The sequence below is a fragment of the Paenibacillus sp. DS2015 genome (assembly GCF_050433705.1).
In the GTDB taxonomy this organism is placed as follows: Bacteria; Bacillota; Bacilli; order Paenibacillales; family Paenibacillaceae; genus Paenibacillus_AQ.
Window position 1 is genome coordinate 49437 of sequence record NZ_JBNPWS010000001.1, and the last position, 18281, is coordinate 67717.

General features: G+C 40.3%; 14 protein-coding genes. 2 read left to right on the top strand and 12 right to left on the bottom strand.

The genetic code is table 11. The features are described 5' to 3' along the window. Window positions 1-24 precede the first annotated feature (24 nt). From J2T13_RS00260 to yicI, 6 genes are all read right to left on the bottom strand, one after another. Complete coding sequence (locus tag J2T13_RS00260; RefSeq protein WP_429367217.1) at window positions 25-1632, bottom strand: AraC family transcriptional regulator; 1608 nt, start codon at window positions 1630-1632, stop codon at window positions 25-27. Window positions 1633-1780: 148 nt separating this feature from the next. Continuing rightward, window positions 1781-1906: a hypothetical protein gene (locus J2T13_RS00265; protein ID WP_429367219.1), complete on the bottom strand. Its 126-nt coding sequence runs from the start codon at window positions 1904-1906 to the stop codon at window positions 1781-1783. Window positions 1907-2101: 195 nt separating this feature from the next. Further along, window positions 2102-2584 (bottom strand): pantetheine-phosphate adenylyltransferase, encoded by a 483-nt coding sequence (gene coaD, locus J2T13_RS00270; RefSeq protein ID WP_429367221.1) that lies wholly within the window; start codon window positions 2582-2584, stop codon window positions 2102-2104. A 159-nt stretch (window positions 2585-2743) separates the two neighbouring features. After that, a complete protein-coding gene (locus tag J2T13_RS00275; RefSeq protein ID WP_429367223.1) occupies window positions 2744-3439 on the bottom strand; it encodes a DsbA family protein in 696 nt (231 codons plus the stop codon). A gap of 387 nt (window positions 3440-3826) precedes the next feature. Next, window positions 3827-5122 carry an MFS transporter gene (locus J2T13_RS00280; protein WP_429367225.1) on the bottom strand — a complete coding sequence of 432 codons (1296 nt, stop codon included), beginning with the start codon at window positions 5120-5122 and terminating at the stop codon, window positions 3827-3829. Window positions 5123-5385: 263 nt separating this feature from the next. Beyond that, a complete protein-coding gene (gene yicI / locus J2T13_RS00285; RefSeq protein ID WP_429367227.1) occupies window positions 5386-7707 on the bottom strand; it encodes an alpha-xylosidase in 2322 nt (773 codons plus the stop codon). A 142-nt stretch (window positions 7708-7849) separates the two neighbouring features. Here yicI and J2T13_RS00290 point away from each other — a divergent pair, with 142 nt between their 5' ends. Then, the gene (locus tag J2T13_RS00290) at window positions 7850-8800 is read left to right on the top strand and encodes an AraC family transcriptional regulator (RefSeq protein WP_429367229.1); all 951 of its coding nucleotides are present in this window, start codon (window positions 7850-7852) and stop codon (window positions 8798-8800) included. On the opposite strand, the gene helD is transcribed toward J2T13_RS00290, so the two are convergent. The 4 genes from helD to J2T13_RS00310 all read right to left on the bottom strand — a co-directional run bounded on the left by helD (window position 8801) and on the right by J2T13_RS00310 (window position 15598). Further along, window positions 8801-11149 carry an RNA polymerase recycling motor HelD gene (gene helD / locus J2T13_RS00295; RefSeq protein ID WP_429367231.1) on the bottom strand — a complete coding sequence of 783 codons (2349 nt, stop codon included), beginning with the start codon at window positions 11147-11149 and terminating at the stop codon, window positions 8801-8803. A 284-nt stretch (window positions 11150-11433) separates the two neighbouring features. Then, window positions 11434-13272, bottom strand: coding sequence for an adenine deaminase (locus J2T13_RS00300; RefSeq protein WP_429367233.1), 1839 nt, complete (start codon window positions 13270-13272; stop codon window positions 11434-11436). A 228-nt stretch (window positions 13273-13500) separates the two neighbouring features. Beyond that, window positions 13501-14517, bottom strand: a complete 1017-nt coding sequence (locus J2T13_RS00305; protein WP_429367235.1) for an aldo/keto reductase — start codon at window positions 14515-14517, stop codon at window positions 13501-13503. A 16-nt stretch (window positions 14518-14533) separates the two neighbouring features. Beyond that, window positions 14534-15598 (bottom strand): FUSC family protein, encoded by a 1065-nt coding sequence (locus J2T13_RS00310; RefSeq protein ID WP_429367237.1) that lies wholly within the window; start codon window positions 15596-15598, stop codon window positions 14534-14536. A 150-nt stretch (window positions 15599-15748) separates the two neighbouring features. On the opposite strand from J2T13_RS00310, the gene J2T13_RS00315 reads away from it, so the two are divergent. Next, window positions 15749-16219, top strand: a complete 471-nt coding sequence (locus J2T13_RS00315) for a hypothetical protein (protein ID WP_429367239.1) — start codon at window positions 15749-15751, stop codon at window positions 16217-16219. Window positions 16220-16270: 51 nt separating this feature from the next. Here the strand turns inward: J2T13_RS00315 and J2T13_RS00320 are convergent, their stop codons facing one another. Together J2T13_RS00320 and J2T13_RS00325 are read right to left on the bottom strand one after the other, a co-directional pair. Beyond that, window positions 16271-17332 carry an AI-2E family transporter gene (locus J2T13_RS00320; RefSeq protein ID WP_429367770.1) on the bottom strand — a complete coding sequence of 354 codons (1062 nt, stop codon included), beginning with the start codon at window positions 17330-17332 and terminating at the stop codon, window positions 16271-16273. A gap of 69 nt (window positions 17333-17401) precedes the next feature. After that, the gene (locus J2T13_RS00325) at window positions 17402-18034 is read right to left on the bottom strand and encodes a phosphatase PAP2 family protein (RefSeq protein WP_429367241.1); all 633 of its coding nucleotides are present in this window, start codon (window positions 18032-18034) and stop codon (window positions 17402-17404) included. Window positions 18035-18281: the final 247 nt, after the last annotated feature.

An 18281-nucleotide genomic window follows, 5' to 3' on the forward strand; every position in this document is an offset into this window, starting at 1 on the left:
AGAATCATCATGGACGATCTCCATCTAATCTAACAGCTTCAATAGATCATCCAAGATACGTTCACAGGCATAGGCGGAATATTCCCGCCAAGGATCTGAGGAAATCAAATACACATGGTTTTTACGAACTGCCTTCAAATCCTGCCACAATGAAGAGGACTGGAACCACTCCCAATGGCTCAATGATTCTGGCTCCTGACAAATATTTAATAGAATTCGATCTGCATCGAATACTACGAGCTGATCCGCAGTAATCATCTGATTATACATAGCAGGATCGAATCCAGACGGCGGATTGAGTTGTAAATCATCATAGAGTACATCTCTCATCCCGCGAGTAGGGCACAGATAATAACACTTCTTATGAATACTCATAACAAGAATCGTCTCGCCCTTCAATTCCCGGCTCAAGTGTTCCCGGGTAGCATTCACCTTCCGATCATAGCTATATAGCCATGAATCTGCTTCTTGCGTTGCTTCTAGTAATTGTGCGGTCAGTTGCAATTGCTCTCGCCAATTAGTATCCATCCAAGGAATGAAGGAAACTGGTGCGATTTCCTTCAGTTTCTCCTGTTCATGAACATCTAAATTATCTAAACATATGATCATATCCGGTCCAGCATCGGTAATCGATTCTATATTGGTTTCCCAATCCTCGTTAAATCGGTACCCACTAAGGTGTAGTGGGATGTCCCTACGATACATTTTATAGTAGTAAGCTGACCATTTGGGATGAAGTGGTGCCGCATATGGAATCATCTTAAGCGCAAGTAACTGACCGAGAATGGGCGTTGAATAAGCCACAATTTTACGCCTACGCTTCTTCATGTAGGCTTTAGGTGATACGCCAACCTCTTGCTTGAACTTGCGGCTGAAGTAAAATTCGTCATTATAACCAACCTGATGAGCGATATCCTGTAATCGAGCGTCAGATTGCACCATAATCTGCTTCGCACAATTCACTCTCACTTCAGTAACATAGTCTATAGTGCTTTTACCATACGTTTTCTTAAATAAGTCTACATAATATTTAGGGCTAACCTTCGCCATACGAGCCAACTGTTCAATCGTCAAGTTCTCCTTATAATGGCATTCGATGTACGTTTTCGTGCGTTCCAACGCTGTTCGTGAGTCTAACTCAGGTAAGTGTCGAATATTTGTCATGATCCAATAGAGTAACTCCTGAAAAACAAACTGCCCACGAAATCGTTCCAGTGATTGTTCACTGCGACAATAGGTGTACATCAAATCGCATAATATGATCGGCTGAGTCTGAGGATAAATCTTAATCTCCCCCTTCAATGGACATGTATCCATTGGCTCAGCATATCGAAATACCCCGAACTTGATCACATACAGATCCAGCCCATTCCCATCTTCTAAGGATACCCCGATCGTTTGTCCAGGCCGAGCGATATGTATGGTATCTTGTTTCAATTGATACTCTTGAAGATCAACCGTTAACCGGCCCAAGCCGTTCTTTACGATGATCAGAACATGCATATTAATGAGCTGTTGCTCCATTTGAGCGTCACGTAGGTATTCAATACTTCTAATTTTGAATAACAAATCATCTAGAGAAGAAACATCCACATGTTCATCATACAGAGATATTTTTGACAAGATGATCACTCCCTTTCCATTATGACAATGATAATCATTATCGGTTATAATTTTACATGTAAGAATGTTAAAGGTCAACATACCTACCATAATATCCCATACATTTAAGCATGTAAAAGAGAAGTAGCACTCAAAAGCTGAGTTCTACTTCTTCATTTTATAGACTGATCCTACCTGCAGCAAATGTCTTAGAATCCATTCCCATTAGAACTCCTATGGAGGCTACCATCGTAATTGAGAGTGCTACAACTGTGAACTTCTTGCGTACTTTCTCCCATCTCATTTCCAAAACCCTCCTACAAACTCATCATTAAATATAGGCCATACAACTTATTCCATCAAAATTCTATTAAACCATGACAATCTGAAAGTACGCCGAAACTCACCATCATACCTCATAACAAACAGGACAACGATCTCTACGGAGGTCGTTGTCCTGTTCATCTACAATTTGATAACCACTTAACCAGCGATTCTTCTACTTTAAACGAATGGAATCTATATACTGTAGCGCTTCTGAACTCATATACTCGGCTGCTAGGTTAATTCTTTGCGTTTCTAAAAACATCCTGACTAAGGTACTACTTGTATTTAAATGTTCCGTTTGTGGTGTTAAATAAATAGTCTCTGCATGACTAGCTTTGCTATTATATTGTTCTAATTTTAGTTCGTAATCTAAATCTGTTGATCCTCTAATCCCACGAATAATAGCTTCAATCTTCTGATCATTGATGTAATCAGCAATTAATCCTGAACAAGATATAATACTCACGGAACTATTCAAATGAGCTACTGACCGTGCCACAATTTCATGCCTTTGCTCAGATGTGAACATATTATCTTTTGAATTATTATTAGCAATGACAATATCAATGTGATCAAAAAGTCTTGATGCTCTCTCTAATATATTTAAGTGACCTAAAGTAAACGGGTCAAAAGACCCTGGGTATATCGCTCTCATGTGTTTTCCTCCACGATTGATACGATTATTATTCTTTTACGACATTCGATAACCATTAACAAAAACCCTCCTTTCACAGCAAAAAAGACAACAGTTTATTTAAACTGTTGCCCTTATGCCTTCAACACGAGTTCATTTAATTCATCGTTACCATTTCCACTAAAACCCATCAATAATAGACTGAATCTGCTCAATCGTAGGCTCTTCATATAACTTCCCATTAATAAAAATCGTGGGTGTACCTCCAACATCGTGTTTGCGGCCGATTTCGAAATCCCTTTTCACATTAACGATATACTTCTGTTCTTTAAGCTCTTGTTTGAACAATGCCATATCCACTTCCGGGATTTCTGTAGCAACTAAGTTAACGATAAATTCATAAGTTGCCCATTCTGTGGATTCATCCCCTTGCCTAGCCGTCATCAGTGCATGATACTTCCAGAAATATTCCGGGTTCTGCTGATATAACGTCTCTCCTGCCAAAGCCGCAAGATTAGAATCAGGACCTAGAAATGAGAAATCTAAATATACAAATGATGCTTTACCTGTATCAATATATTGTTGCTTGACTAATGGAAAAACAGTCTCTGTCCAGAGCTTACAATACGGACACTTATAATCTGCAAATTCAACAATTTGAACGGGTGCATTCTTATCTCCTAGCATTGGCTGGTTGTCCACATCGAAGTCTTCCGGTATTTGATCTACTTGAACTTGATTAAGATCGGGATAGAGCATCATATCCACAACTTCTGTCTTATTGGCTGTATTATACACTACAGTAGTAATGATTGCGGCCGCCGCAATAACTACAATAGCTAATACCCAGAGTAGACGCTTATTCTTACTTTTCATCTTATATACTCCCCCCTACTAACTTCAGATCGTTGTCTCTCTGACGATTGTATAGGGTTTAATTAAACGATGACTACGAATTATGTCTCACATCACTCAACTTATATGACAAATTATTGAATTTTACTAGATTCTATTAAAAAATCAGATATATTAAGGGCTCAAAACCAAAATCAGCGGTAGACAATAAAATGTAGTGGAAACAGCGTTCCGTTTTGGAGGATGTTACCCTCACTGTTAAAGGAGGATTTCTTGAACTGGATTGAATAAGGTAGAAATCTTCCTTTAAAGGTGAACGCTCCGCTTGTCCACATTCCTCCAAAACTCCTCTGAGGTCTTCTCTCTGTCAACCACTAATTTTTAGATTGAGCCATATTAAGTATGGTTTTACGTCCATTTTTCTAAAATAGACTTTTGATTTACATCTGCTTTTCCTGCTTTTCCTGCTTTTCCTGCTTTTCCTGCTTTTCCTGCTTTATCTGTTTTATCTGCTTCTTCTGGCTTCACAGCAAATAATGTAAGCAGTCCACCTATCGCCCCAACTCCAGCCATAACACCGAATAAGACCCAATGATTCGCGTTCACTAATAGCGCGACAATAGGGGGGCCTAACGAGACCCCAATAAATCTCATGCTACTGTATAAGGAGGTTATTGTCCCACGCTGTTCTTTCTCTATACCAACCGTAATAAGTGCATCCATACAAGGAAGTGCAAGGCCTATTCCCGCTCCAGATAGAGAGAAGAATGAAATCACAAAAACGATCTGGCTACTAAAGCCGATAATAATGAGACACACGCATAAAAGCACCATGCCTGCAAAACCGATCCATTTCATTCTTGTCTTGTTTTCACCAATAATTTTTCCACTGAGATAAGAGCACAAACACAACAAAACCAACGGAATGGCAAGCACAAGTCCTTTGACGATGCCATCCAGATGATATTGTGATTCTAACGTGTCGGATAAATAAAAAAGCACACCAAATAAAATAAACATACAAATCCCACCGATAGCAAAGATAGCATAAATCCAGCGCCCTTTCTCCTTCAATATATCTTTCGTATTGACCAAAAAGGAGGCCAAGGACGTATCATTATTACTTTTGTTAGGTGATTCCACTAGGAAAATCACTAATAATAGAGAAATAACACACAGAATAGGAATAGTGATGAAGGGGAGATACCATAGAACCGTTCCAAGTGCCGCTCCAAGTACAGGGCTAATCACCTTCCCAAAGGTATTCGAGGTCTCAATGATTCCGAGCCCTTTGCTAACTTCTTTTTCTTCATTGAACATATCTCCCACCAAAGGTATGACAATAGGAAAGGCGCCTGAAGCGCCAACTCCCTGCAATAATCTACCCACTAAAATAATCCAGTAGGCCACCATACCATCAGTAAGCCAAGCAGCAACGGCAGAAACTGCTCCACCTGCTGCAGCAATAATAAGGCTTGGAATAATGACCTTTTTACGGCCGAATCGATCGGAAAGATAGCCTGCAATAGGGATCAGTAGAATGGCTACTATGCCATATACTGTAATCAGCATACTTACTTTAAAAGAACTAATATGTAATTTACGAGAAATTAAAGGTAAGATTGGAATCAGCATGGAGTTACCCAATGTCATAATGAGTGGGATCGAGGCAAGAGCAAGCAGATCCCATTTCTTATTCTTCATTACTAAACCACCTTTGAGTTTCTTTCAACCTATTATGGGATATTTGAAGGTTTAGTATGCATTACTTTCGTGGATATATGGGTAAAGCTTTAGGAACCCTTATCATTAGAAAAAAACCGAGCCCCTCCGACATGCATAGAATGAGAACGCTCTAAAAGAGGTTTCATTCCATGTAAATGTCATCGTGACTCGGTTCAAAATTATCATACACCCCTGTTCATGTTACAAATTGCATCCATGAATGAGGTTTCTTCTTGACTTGATTATGCCAAGCTAATCTTCAATGAAGCCGCACCTGCTACTGGTGTAATCACTACACCATCTGCACTTGCTCCTACTTGTCCACCTTCAACAGAACCTACTTCATGAATACCACGAAGTACAACGGACCAAGCTTTACCCACGCCGCTTGTTGTTACCTCGATAACAGAACCAGAACGTGTAGCTGCAACTTCAAGTTCTTTCTCCGCCTGTAAGTTAACGACCTCAGCTTGCGCTGTAGCACCATCAGCCAATTGGAACAGGTGAAGGCTAACGCCATCAGCAAAGTCATAATCTGTTTTGTTATCTTGTTGACCTACTGCAAGGATTGTGTTTGATCTAACCATCATCGGCAATGTCATGAAGTCATGGTTCTCACTGTACCAACGTCCACCTTCAAGAACAGATCCTGTTAGATAGTTCGTCCAAGTACCTTCAGGAAGGTAATACTTCACATCGCCTTCTTTATTGAAGATTGGAGCAACCAAGATGGAATCACCGAACATATATTGTGTATCCAATGGCGCACAAGTTGGATCTTCTGGATATTCAAGCATCATTGCTCTCATCATGGGTAGACCCTTCACAGTCGATTCAACTGCGGAGTTAAATAGGTAAGGCATAAGTCTACATTTCAGCTTCGTGAATTCACGAACCACGTCAACCGCTTCATCACCGAACAACCAAGGCACCCGATATGATGTACTACCGTGTAGGCGGCTATGTGAAGATAATAGACCGAATTGTACCCAACGTTTGTATACATCTGGTGCAGCTGTCATTTCAAAACCACTGATATCATGACTCCAGAATCCGAAACCTGATAAACCTAGGGACAACCCACCACGAACGGTTTCTGCCATAGATTCGTAACTTGCGGAACAGTCACCACCCCAGTGTACAGGGAATTGTTGTCCACCCACTGTTGCAGAACGTGCAAACAGTGCAGCTTCACCTTTACCCAAGTTCTCTTCCAATACTTCAAATACAGCTTTGTTATATAAGAAAGTATAGTAGTTGTGCATTTTGACTGGATCAGATCCATCATAGTAGACCACATCCGTTGGAATTCTTTCACCAAAGTCTGTTTTGAAACTATCCACACCTTGACCAATAAGCGTCTTCAGCTTACCTTGGTACCATTTAACTGCATCTGGATTGGTGAAATCGACAAGAGCCATACCTGCTTGCCATTTATCCCATTGCCATACACTACCATCAGCTGTTTTAACCAAGTATCCTTGCTCCATACCTTCGTCAAACAAGTGAGACTTCTCAGCGATATAAGGATTAATCCATGCGCAAATCTTCAGACCCTTATCTTTCAATCGTCTAAGCATACCTTCTGGGTCAGGGAACATATCTTTATCCCACTCGAAGTCACACCATTGGTATTCTTTCATCCAGAAACAGTCAAAGTGGAAAACAGACAACGGAATATCGCGTTCTGCCATTCCATCAATGAAATGGTTCACTGTAGCTTCATCATAATCGGTTGTAAACGACGTTGTAAGCCATAGACCAAATGTCCATGCTGGCGGAAGTGCAGGTTTACCTGTTAATTTAGTGTAATTATTCAATACTTCTTTAGGGTTAGCTCCACCAATGATGAAATAATCAAGAGACTCACCTTCGACGCTGAACTGTACACGCGATACATTCTCAGAAGCAATCTCATAGGATACTTTCTCAGGATGATTTACGAACACACCATAACCTTTGTTAGACAGATAGAATGGAATATTCTTATACGATTGCTCAGAGCTTGTACCCCCATCTTCATTCCACATATCAACGATTTGACCATTCTTCACAAACGGTGTGAAGCGCTCACCCAGACCGTAGATATATTCACCTACACCTAAATCTAGCTGCTCACGGAAATAAGCTGTCTTGTTAGTATCTTTAATGTAGGCTGGCGCTCTCCAACCACTACCTGTCATACGTTTGCCTGCGAAGTTGAAATCGATATTCCAGCCTTCTTGTCTATTCACTTTGACGCTAAGCTGTCCGCTTGTAAGCTCAGCCACTCCTTCGTCAATTGCGATTTGTACATCGGTTTCTTCCGTATACAATTCGAATTCAGGGTTTTTCTTCACTTGGCCTTTATGATGATTAAGTTGTACGCGGATAACATCTGGGATTGGAGAGCTGAAAGTAGCCTTCAACAAAGTACCATTTAGCGTATCACCTTTTGTTTCAATAACTTTAGTTGCTGCATATACGGTCATAGAATCACCGTTTTGTTTAATGTCACGTATATCTGCTGGATTCTGAATTTCATAACCTTCGCGGATTTGCCAATATCCATCCGTAAATTTCATATATCTAACCTCCTATGGTTTATACTATAATAATATTGATATTAATCAGAGTTTTCTCACGATATTTTAACCAAAAGTATTAATATATTGATATTTATAGTTAATTTCATATAAAAATATCCTAAAGGTGGAAACGATTACAGTGAATAGAGACATATTAAAAGAAAACCGCATTCATGGTAACCCTATGTATCCCGTTAGTATCTATCCCAATGTAGAGCAAATAAATGATCAGAGCATCCTAGATTGCCACTGGCATGACGAGATGGAATTCATTGTTGTTAGAGATGGGCGTGCCATATTCCAGATCGACATGACTTATTTCGAAGTCAATGCAGGTGAAGCCATCTTCGTGAATAGCGGAGAAATTCATGCTGGATATTTGGCTGCCGATAATTTACCTTGCATTTTCTCAGCTGTGGTATTCAATCTTGACCTCCTACTTAGTCAAGCTTTCGACGTTGTACAGGAGAAGTTCATTGACCCACTGCTCAAGAAACAAATGATCCCACCGCAGCATATTCAAAGAAATAGCGGGTGGGAAATTGATATTCTGAATTATTTAGATAACATCCTCGCTGAGAATGATGCTCAGACGCCGACATGTGAGTTAACCACTAAAGCGCAACTTTATCTTATTTTTGCCAAAATGAATGCCCATATGCAAGCCAACATCAAAACAGATCTTAGACCCACGGGCAGTCATGATAAAATAGAACGTCTAAAAAGTGTATTGAATTATATTCACCAACACTATTCCGAACCTCTAAGACTCAAAGACCTAGCTTCAGAGATCAATATGAGCGAAGGACATTTTTGTCGTTTTTTCAAGCAAATGGTCCAGAAAACGCCCGTGGACTACTTGAATCATTATCGAACACAGAAGGCATGTAAGCAATTAGAGAATAGTGACAAGAAAATCGTTGATATTGCCATGGATGTTGGATTTGAGAACCTCAGTTATTTCATCACCGTGTTCAAACAATATCAAGGCTGCACCCCTTCTCAGTACCGAAAACAATTCTATGGAGGGGTGAATATCATAACCGAATTATCTAATGATCTGCAACAGGGGATTCCTACTTCTCTTTGACTAGATTAGAACATATTTATCTGGAGATACATCCGTAATAAAGCGACTCGGTTCACCAAGGCTATATAGATGTAACAGATGCATCGCTCTCGTGCAGACAGTGTAGAACAATTTCCGTTCACTTTCTCTCATGTATACACTACTAGAAGCATCATAGATGAGGACGGCGTCGAACTCGACTCCTTTGGCTAGATATGAAGGGATAACCAATGTTCCTTTGGCAAAAGACGGCGTCGTCTTCGTCACTTTTTTCAAAGTTAACAAATCCTTCAATTCATCGTATACACGCTCACTCTCTTCTAACGTCTTACAAATGATCGCTGTATGTTCATAACCTTGTTCATTCAGGATTTCAATATCAGCAATAATATGGCGATGAAGCTGCTCTCGGTCTGTCAATACAGTAACAAGTGGCTTCTCACCTTGCCGGTTAAAGGGGACAATGTTCTCTCCACCGGGCATCATACTACGCGTAAAATCAACAATCTCATACGTAGAACGATAACTTCGAATCAAGTTGATGACTTCCGTTTCACTTGGACCGTATAACTCTTGTAGCGATTCTAAATTACCAAGTACCGACGCATGTGAATAAATGCCTTGATTAAGATCTCCTAATGCCGTCATGCGAGCTCTTGGGAACATTTTCTTCAAATATTGCAATTGGAATGGTGAATAATCCTGTACCTCATCCACAAACACATGCCGAATCATATTATTACTCTGGAATCCTTTTACAAGCTCTTGTAGATATAAGTAAGGTGTTGCATCCTCATAGGCAAGCTTGCCTTGATTCAGATCTGCAATCGTTAAAGTGCAAATCTCATTCCAAGACGAAGGTAACGTCTCTTCACCACTTACTAAGCGTATAAGTTCCTCATTCTGGTACAGCTCACGGTACAAACCTCTGACATCCACGAAGCGCTTCCGTTTAATCCATTTCCGAACCGGCTTCAACCATTCATTCACGATCATTCTTGCTAGCAAATTCCGTTCCCGGTCCACATCATTGAAGGTATCTTTGCGGGCATGCTGCTTACGTCTTATATGGGTGTATGCCTTCTGATACTCATCGGGACCTAGCAGCTCAATCTGACTATCTACCCACGATGCTGAGCGTTCCGACCTCGCAAATGTAGCCAACTCTTTGATCATCCACTCCCGCATCAATTCAATACGATTAGCAAGCTTTACACCTTTATCGAAACTGTAGAATTTCTTCACCATATCTTCAGCCGCTATAATAAGGCGCCCTTGGAAGCGAATAGGCTTAAATTTCATTCCGGAGATCTCCAGATTTTCTCTATACTTCGTGATGGCTTCTAGATAGGCTTGTGAAGATTTATAAGCAATGCTAGCTCGTTTCACTTCAAGCGGCTGCCCTTCATCTGCATTAAGCATGGACTCCATCTGTGAGAAGATATCTTCCAGTTCGAAATCTTTGGCCAAACGATAATCTAGATAAGCCTGAAAGGTCGTCTGCTGCATATTCTCTTCACCCAACTCTGGCAGCACTGTTGATACATAACTATTGAATAGAGGGTTGGGCGAGAAAAGAAGCACTTGATCCGCTTTCAGCGTAGAGCGATATTTATATAGAAGATACGCAACTCGCTGCAGGGCGGCAGATGTCTTGCCGCTACCCGCAGAGCCCTGAACGACGAGCATTCGACTCTTATCATTTCGAATCACCGCATTCTGTTCTTTCTGTATCGTTGCTACGATACTCTTCATTTGATTATCAGCACTATGACTTAGTACTTGTTGAAGTAACTCATCACCAATCGTCACACCTGTATCAAAGAGCACATCAATTTTGGCATTTCGAATGACGAACTGTCGCTTAAGTTTCATCACGCCATTCATCTCACCTGCGGGCGTCTCATAACTCGTAGGCCCTGGAGCACCATCATAGTAGAGGCTAGATACCGGTGCCCGCCAATCATAAACAAGGAATGTCTCATCGTCATTATCTAGAAATGAAGAGATGCCAAGATAGATGATATCACTCTGACTCGTACCTTCTTCTTCAAAATCAATTCTTCCAAAATAGGGTGACTTTACGAGTAGTTTCATTTTTTTCAGAGCTTCTGAGACCTGTAAATGACTTCTTTCCCGTTCCGACAATACTTGCGATTGCTGCCGCAAACTGGTTGAGGTCTCGCCCAAGTCATCCGAACTACTGAAATTCACTCTAACTTCATCCCAGAATTCTTTACGTAAATCAACTACATCGCCTCGAACGGTTCCTACTTCCTTTTGCAGCTTCTCGATTCGACGTGCGACTTTGTCAGTCACCTCGTCTACACGTTCCTGCTCCTCGCGCCATTCCTGATCGTTCGTGCTCATATATAATCCATCCCCTTACCCGTGGTTTGACAGTATCAATTTAGTATGTTATTATTATATTGGAATTATTTTGTTTTTTTATATTTTTTTGTCATTACATGACATCTTTCTATTGTAACAATCCACAGAATAGAAATCAAATCAGTTATCTACTTTATATGATGATCGTTCAAATATTGTCCATTAGTGACAAACAAACGGATATTCTCCCTTATGGGAGGATATCCGTTTGTAGTTTATTTATACTATAATATAGATAGCTTGAACTAAAAGCTTCTACTCATCTATTTGATTTCACCCTCTTGATCGAATAAGGAAACAATTTCAATACCCTCAGCAGAAATGGTTACCAGACCTTTATCTGACAGCCGTATCTCAGGAATAACAACTAGTGCCAAAAGCGATAGCGTCATGAAGGCATTATTCAGACTACAGCCAGCTCGCAGTAGCGCCTGACTTATCGCTTCAGATTGATGAGCCACCGTCTCGAAAGGCTCCGGCGACATCAAGCCCCCTATAGGTAAAGGAAACACCGTCGTTTCCGTTTCAGTAACCATTACGACGCCACCCTGCATCTCAGCCGTTAAATTCGCCGCTTTAGCCATAAGGTGGTCATCATTGCCAATCACCGTAAGATTATGGCTATCATGTGCTACGGTCATAGCGATAGCTGCTGGAATACGTAGCCCAACACCCATAAGGATCCCAAGCGCACTTCCTCCATTTTTACCATGACGCTCAAATACGGCCATTTTGCATAAATCATCTACTGAATCAAGCTGCACACGATTGCCTTCTACTTTAACAGGCACTTTTCTTTCCTTTGTCTCGACATGATTCTCCACCACTTCAATGGCTCGTGCGTATAGGAATCCAGATTCTACAGGAGCTACAATCTCGAAATCTTGCGCAACTAATTGGCGTCCCATATGAACCGTTTCGAATGCCTCTTCTGGAATACTATAGCCTTCCCATGTCGTTGTCATCTGACCATTCACTGCAACAACAATCCCTGCCGCAATCGTCATCACCACATTCACATCAGCCAGTCTACCATCCAGCAAAATAATGTCCGCGCAAGAACCCGGGATAATAGAACCGATATCTTGCGACACTCCAAATCGCTCCGCTGTATTTATCGTTGCCATTTGGAAGGCTGTCACCGGCTTCACACCTTGAGCAATAGCATGTCGCACAACGAAGTTCATGTGTCCTTCTCTTAGCAACGATTCCGAACTTCTATCATCTGTAACCAACATCATCCGGCGGGTATCTATTCCCCCTTCGGTATGTGCTTTGATGGTCTCTGCAACATCATGCCATGCCGAGCCTTGACGCATCTTAGCGTACATCCCAAGACGAATACGTTCAATTACATCTTCTTTCGTGACACATTCGTGATCTCCACTCACTCCACTAGCGGCGTATGCTGGCAATCTCCAATCATCTGATTTCCATGTAAAGTGACCATCCGCATATTTACCCGCTCGTAACGTTGCTTGAATTTCTCGAATCATTTTGTCATCCCCGTATACCACACCAGGAAAGTTCATAACTTCCCCAAGTCCAATCATATCCGGTCCCCAATTCAGTGCCTCTGCTACTTCATCAGGTCCAATGAATGCTCCTGTCGTTTCTAATCCTGGATGTGTAGAAGGAACACATGAGGCTACCTGCATGTAGGCTGCTAATGGCGTAGTTCTTGCTTCCTCTAGCATGAACCGTAAACCAGTGAGCCCCAATACATTCGATATTTCATGAGCATCAAAGAAACCTCCTGTCGTTCCCAGGGGTAACACAGCTCGCGCAAACTCGGTCACCGTTAATTGTGTGCTTTCGATATGACAGTGGCCATCTAAGAGTCCTGGTGCAGCATACTTTCCTTTGGCATCGATCACAACCGTATTCTCGTCTAACGTATGATTTATATCTTTACCCACATATGCAATCCTTGAGCCTTGAACTGCTATACACATGTTCGGAATTATTTCACCTGATACCACATTCACCAAAGTAGCGTTAATCACAGCTAGCGTGGCCTTTAGATCACCACGTGCGGTAGCCACTAAGTCAGGTACCCAATCTGCTAAAGTTGCTCTTTCCCACTTCTGTTGACTCGTCATTTGAATCCCCCGCTTCCTAAATGCTTGCTAGTATTATAATGCGATGTCACTTATATGTAAATAAACACTTCATCAATGTATGTTATATGAAGGAATCAAATCCATTCCATTGTACATTATTTTCGGATCACCACTTAAATGTTAGATTTTCTTACGAATAACTTCGCAAGGAAGGCTACCCTAGGGTTAGGGTAGCCTTCCAATCCATATATTATTTTAAATTATTGCTTAGGACAAGACAGCATTAGATACCTCACTTATTTCTGTTAATTCATCCCCGGTCAACGCGAACCTCATCGCGCCGATATTCTCCACTGCATGCTTAACCTTAGATGCACCTGGGATAGCCACCACTGTGTCACCATGATAATGAATCAACCAGTTCAACGCCACTTGGCTTGCCGTTCTCTGATATTTAATCCCCAATTGCTCTAACAAATCAATTAAAGGCTTGCTTATAGCCAGACCCTTTGGCTTAAATGATGAATGATAACGACGAATTCCCCCAACCAGCGTTGGATCTCCATGAAATTTACCTGTAAGGACTCCCTGTTGTAATGGCGAATAAGCAATAATGGTTATACCTAGTTCTTTGGCTGCGGCCAACACGCCATTGTGTTCAATTCTGCGGTCAAGTAAATTATATTTCACTTGATTAGAGACTAGCTCATATCCATATTCCTTAAGAATCGTATGCGCTTTGACCATCTGAGAGGCTGAGTAATTACTCACACCTGCATAACGAATTTTTCCGTTAGAGATTAATGCGGACATCGCCTTCATTTCTTTCTCAATGGAGGATAAGGAGAAAGGCTGATGAATCTGATACAAATCGATGGTTCGGCCACCCAGTGCTGCTATTCTATCTTCAATTGTTGTTGTTAATGAATTCGCACTCCGCCCGATAGGCCACCACTTTGTTGCAATATGGACATCTGACAGTTCCATACCTTGATTCTCAATGATTCGTAAAGCTCGATCAAGTGCTCGTTCGGACTGTCCTCTACCATAGGACTCAGCTGTATCTAACCAGTTCATCCCCCCTTCAAGACTCATACGAACAATGGCTACGATGTCCTCATCTGACAACACAGGCCAGTACCTTCCGACCAATCCCGTCCCTTTACTAAATTGCCAGCATCCAAGTCCCAAAGGGGAGATCTCTAGGGGGGATCTCCCCAACTTTCTCCGTTCTATCACGTGCTCATCAGGTTTAGTCTTAGGATGCAACAATGGTTGTTCCATGAATTCAACCCCTCCCTTACTTTCTAAACCAAGAACGCCATCCATTATCATCCTTTTTCTCTTCATCACAACCATGGTGATGATCCACTAAACGATTCAGCCGATCCAATTGATACCCATAATCATACAACGAGGCTGCTACAATAGACAGCCTAAACGAACCATTAATATCACTGTCTTTATATCGCTGAATGGTGCGTTTCATAAATTCATCACTATGCTCTTCTGATAAAAGCGCATCTGTGGTATTTTCCTTCAGTTTATCTCCAAATTTGAGTAGAATGTGTTCGTGAAATTTAGTTAAGTTCACAATTTGTTCATGGAAATCTTGATCAGTTTCTGAGAACCTTTCACATTGAAAATAGTGTTCATCTACGGCATCAAGCACTTCTCGCCCTTTATATAATGTATTTAGCATTTGCTTATATACTACTAAACGTCTACTTTCACTAAACGTTGCCTTTCTCATCTTCTTATGTTCTTCCTCGAACAATGAATATTTATCAGCTAAAGCTCGAATATCTGCTCTTAGCGTATTCTTTTCCTCACGAAATACATTTTCCTTGATTTCATTCGTAATCGAAGTTCGCAGTAACAAAGACATATGATCGAAGATCGTTTGAATTTGTTCACCCATTTGAATTTTAGGTTTGGGTGGAATTACTAATATATTGATCAAGAAGGCTGATACGATTCCAACTAGACTTAGTGAGAAGCGATTCAGTGCGAATTCCCATTGACCCGAGGCTTCCATAACAGAGATGACCGTTACAAGTGTCAGCCCAATCGTATCCCCCATTTTGAGCTTTAGACAGACCATAATCACTAGAATACATACGAGTCCAATAGCAATAGGTGAATTAGAGAAGAAGTAACCCGCTAACATCGCTATGACCGCTCCAAGCGTATTAGTCTGAAGTTGATCTAAGAAATAACGCCATGAGCGATAAATCGAAGGCTGCATAGCAAAAATGGCTGCTACTGCAGAGATAACATGTGGCGTCAATTCAAGCCAAGAACTAATATACAGGGCGAGGGTAACCGCAATCCCCGTTTTAAGCATACGTGCACCAAAAGTCACCGTTAACCCCTCTCCTCTACAATTAAAATTAAAATATATTACCCTTTAATGAGCCTTATGATACATGCATGAAATTTACAATACTGCTCATACTACAACTTATGAAATACAAAATATAGAAAATATCAAATATAAGAGGGTAATCTAAACATGAAATCAAAGATAAGCTTAATATTGTCCTGTTCAATAGCTTGCCTAGTTGCAAGTAGCATAGGAATGACATCTTCCACTGTCCATGCTAAACAATCTACATCAGAACTGTCTCAGTCTATGCCCATAATCAAACCAGAGCAACACCACCATGGAAGACATTATGGCATTCTGAAGGATGCTGCTACGTTATTAGGATTGGAGCGTCAAGATTTGATTCGTGAATGGAAGACCGGCAAAACACTTGCACAGATTGCAGTCGCAACGAAAGGATGGGATGAACAGACGTTCACACAAAAACTAAGTGATATACAAATAAGAAATATTGATCAAGAGGTTGCATCCGGCAAGATCACATTAGAAGAGGGAAATCGTATGAAGAGTAACTTACCTAAATATTTGAAGAAAGCCTTGCAATACACTCATAAAAATCACCATGAACGGCAAAAGGGCTCCTTCTCTCATATTTAACATCTATTGAACATTAAAATCCTAACTTCACGGTTAGGATTTTGTTATGTTTTATTCAGATTTCTTCAACTTTTTAGACTTCTTAGTAAACGGCAACAATATTGGAACTTCAAGTATATCTAATAAAAACATGAAGATAGGTACACCAAGAATCAGACCCCATACTCCAAAGAAATGCTCAGCCACAATCAATACCGCGAATGTATAAAAGATGGGAAGGTGCGTCTTAGAGGACATGAATTTAGGATTCATAAAATAAGCTTCAAATGCATGTAACCCCGCCACCATAATAAGCACATAGACTATTTTTATAATACCACCGATTTTAAAAGCAATCGCACATAAGGGAAGAAGAGATACAAATACTCCTACTACAGGCACTAATCCAAATAGAAAAATCATAATAGCTAAACCGAATAAATTAGTGAAACCCATCATCCATAAGAAGAATGTTGAAATCAAACAATTAATTAAAGATATTAAGAACTGAACTTCAATCACTTTTCCGAATGAAAACACGAACTTTCTAGAAAAATAAGCTAACTCATCATAAAAATAAGCGATTTTGCTTTCCTTGAAATTAGCAGTAAAATGAGTTACCTTCTCTTTTTCTAACATAAAGAATAAGCTCATGATAATCGCAATTCCTATATCAAACCCCCACTGACCAATATCTGAGATGGTCTTGACCAACAAGTTCAACCCTTGATCTACATAGCTAACGACATCAATTTCACGCAGTGTTTCCATAATATAATTTACTAGCTTGTATTCCGTAGGCTCGAATGGTTTACTATAGAATACAATCACTTGCTGAACAAGTTCATTAAGCTGCCAAATAAGCTTCGGGGCATATTTAACGGCACCAACAATCATAAGACCAATGGCAACCAGATACATTACAATAATTATTAATTTCCCACTCATTCGAAGATTAGTACTTATCCTCCGCGTTAAGAAAGAATGGACTCGATTGACCATATACGTAATGATAAACGTAATTAAGATCAGGTTCATCATACTCCGGAATAAATAAAGAACCATGACTGCAATTAATAATACTATTAGTCTTCGTATCAATGGAATTTGCAGTGTATTTTTGAATGATGTCATCACGAACAGTAAGACTCCCTCTAACGATATATTTTAGAATAAGTATACCACCAAGTAAGGTTCATCGCTTTAACGTTTCTTATATCTTTCAAAACCTATTACACAGATCAAAAGCCACATACTACTGGCAAGGTAGCCTCCGATCACATCACTAGGGTAATGGACACCTAAATATATCCGACTTACGCCAATAAGAAGAATCATACACGCACTGCTAATAAGTAGTATAATTCTAGCTATTCTTGGCCTTGTGTGCCTCCACAGTAAATAGGTCAGTATTCCATAGAATGAGAATGCTACCATAGAATGTCCACTTGGGAAACTATAACCTTCAATTTCAATGAGCCTATGTAAGTCCGGTCTTGCCCTTCTAAATATGTTTTTCAACATTATATTCATGAATTCAGAACCCAGAACGACTCCACAGAATAGGATTAACTCCTGACGATGTTTGAAAATAACAAACAAAATTACCAAGGTACCCATCGCTATGATGGTCATAACCTTGCCTGAACCTATCGCTGTGAACCATTTCATCACCCTTGTCCATGCTGGACTTTCTGCCGCTTGAATATAAGAAATTATAGGGTCATCAAAGAAAGTAACACGATTTCCTCCAATAGTATAAGCTACGCCTACAAACAACAAAAGACACAGCATCATGATCATATAAGTCAATTTTGAATGGCTTTTTAATTTCATAGATGTCTATTCCTCCGAGTATTTGAACTAAAATAGTATAGCACCAACCACAATTATTTATCCATAATTCAATATAAAATTTATCTTTTTGTCTTGAAAACCACTAGACTGTCAACTATACATAAAAAACAGTAGACAAGGTTTTACCTTGCCTACTGTTTTATCGAACTCTTTTAGAGAATATTCAACATGTCATCTATGGAATCATGGAGTTGGTTGAAAGAAGCTTGGGTACATAATCAGACTT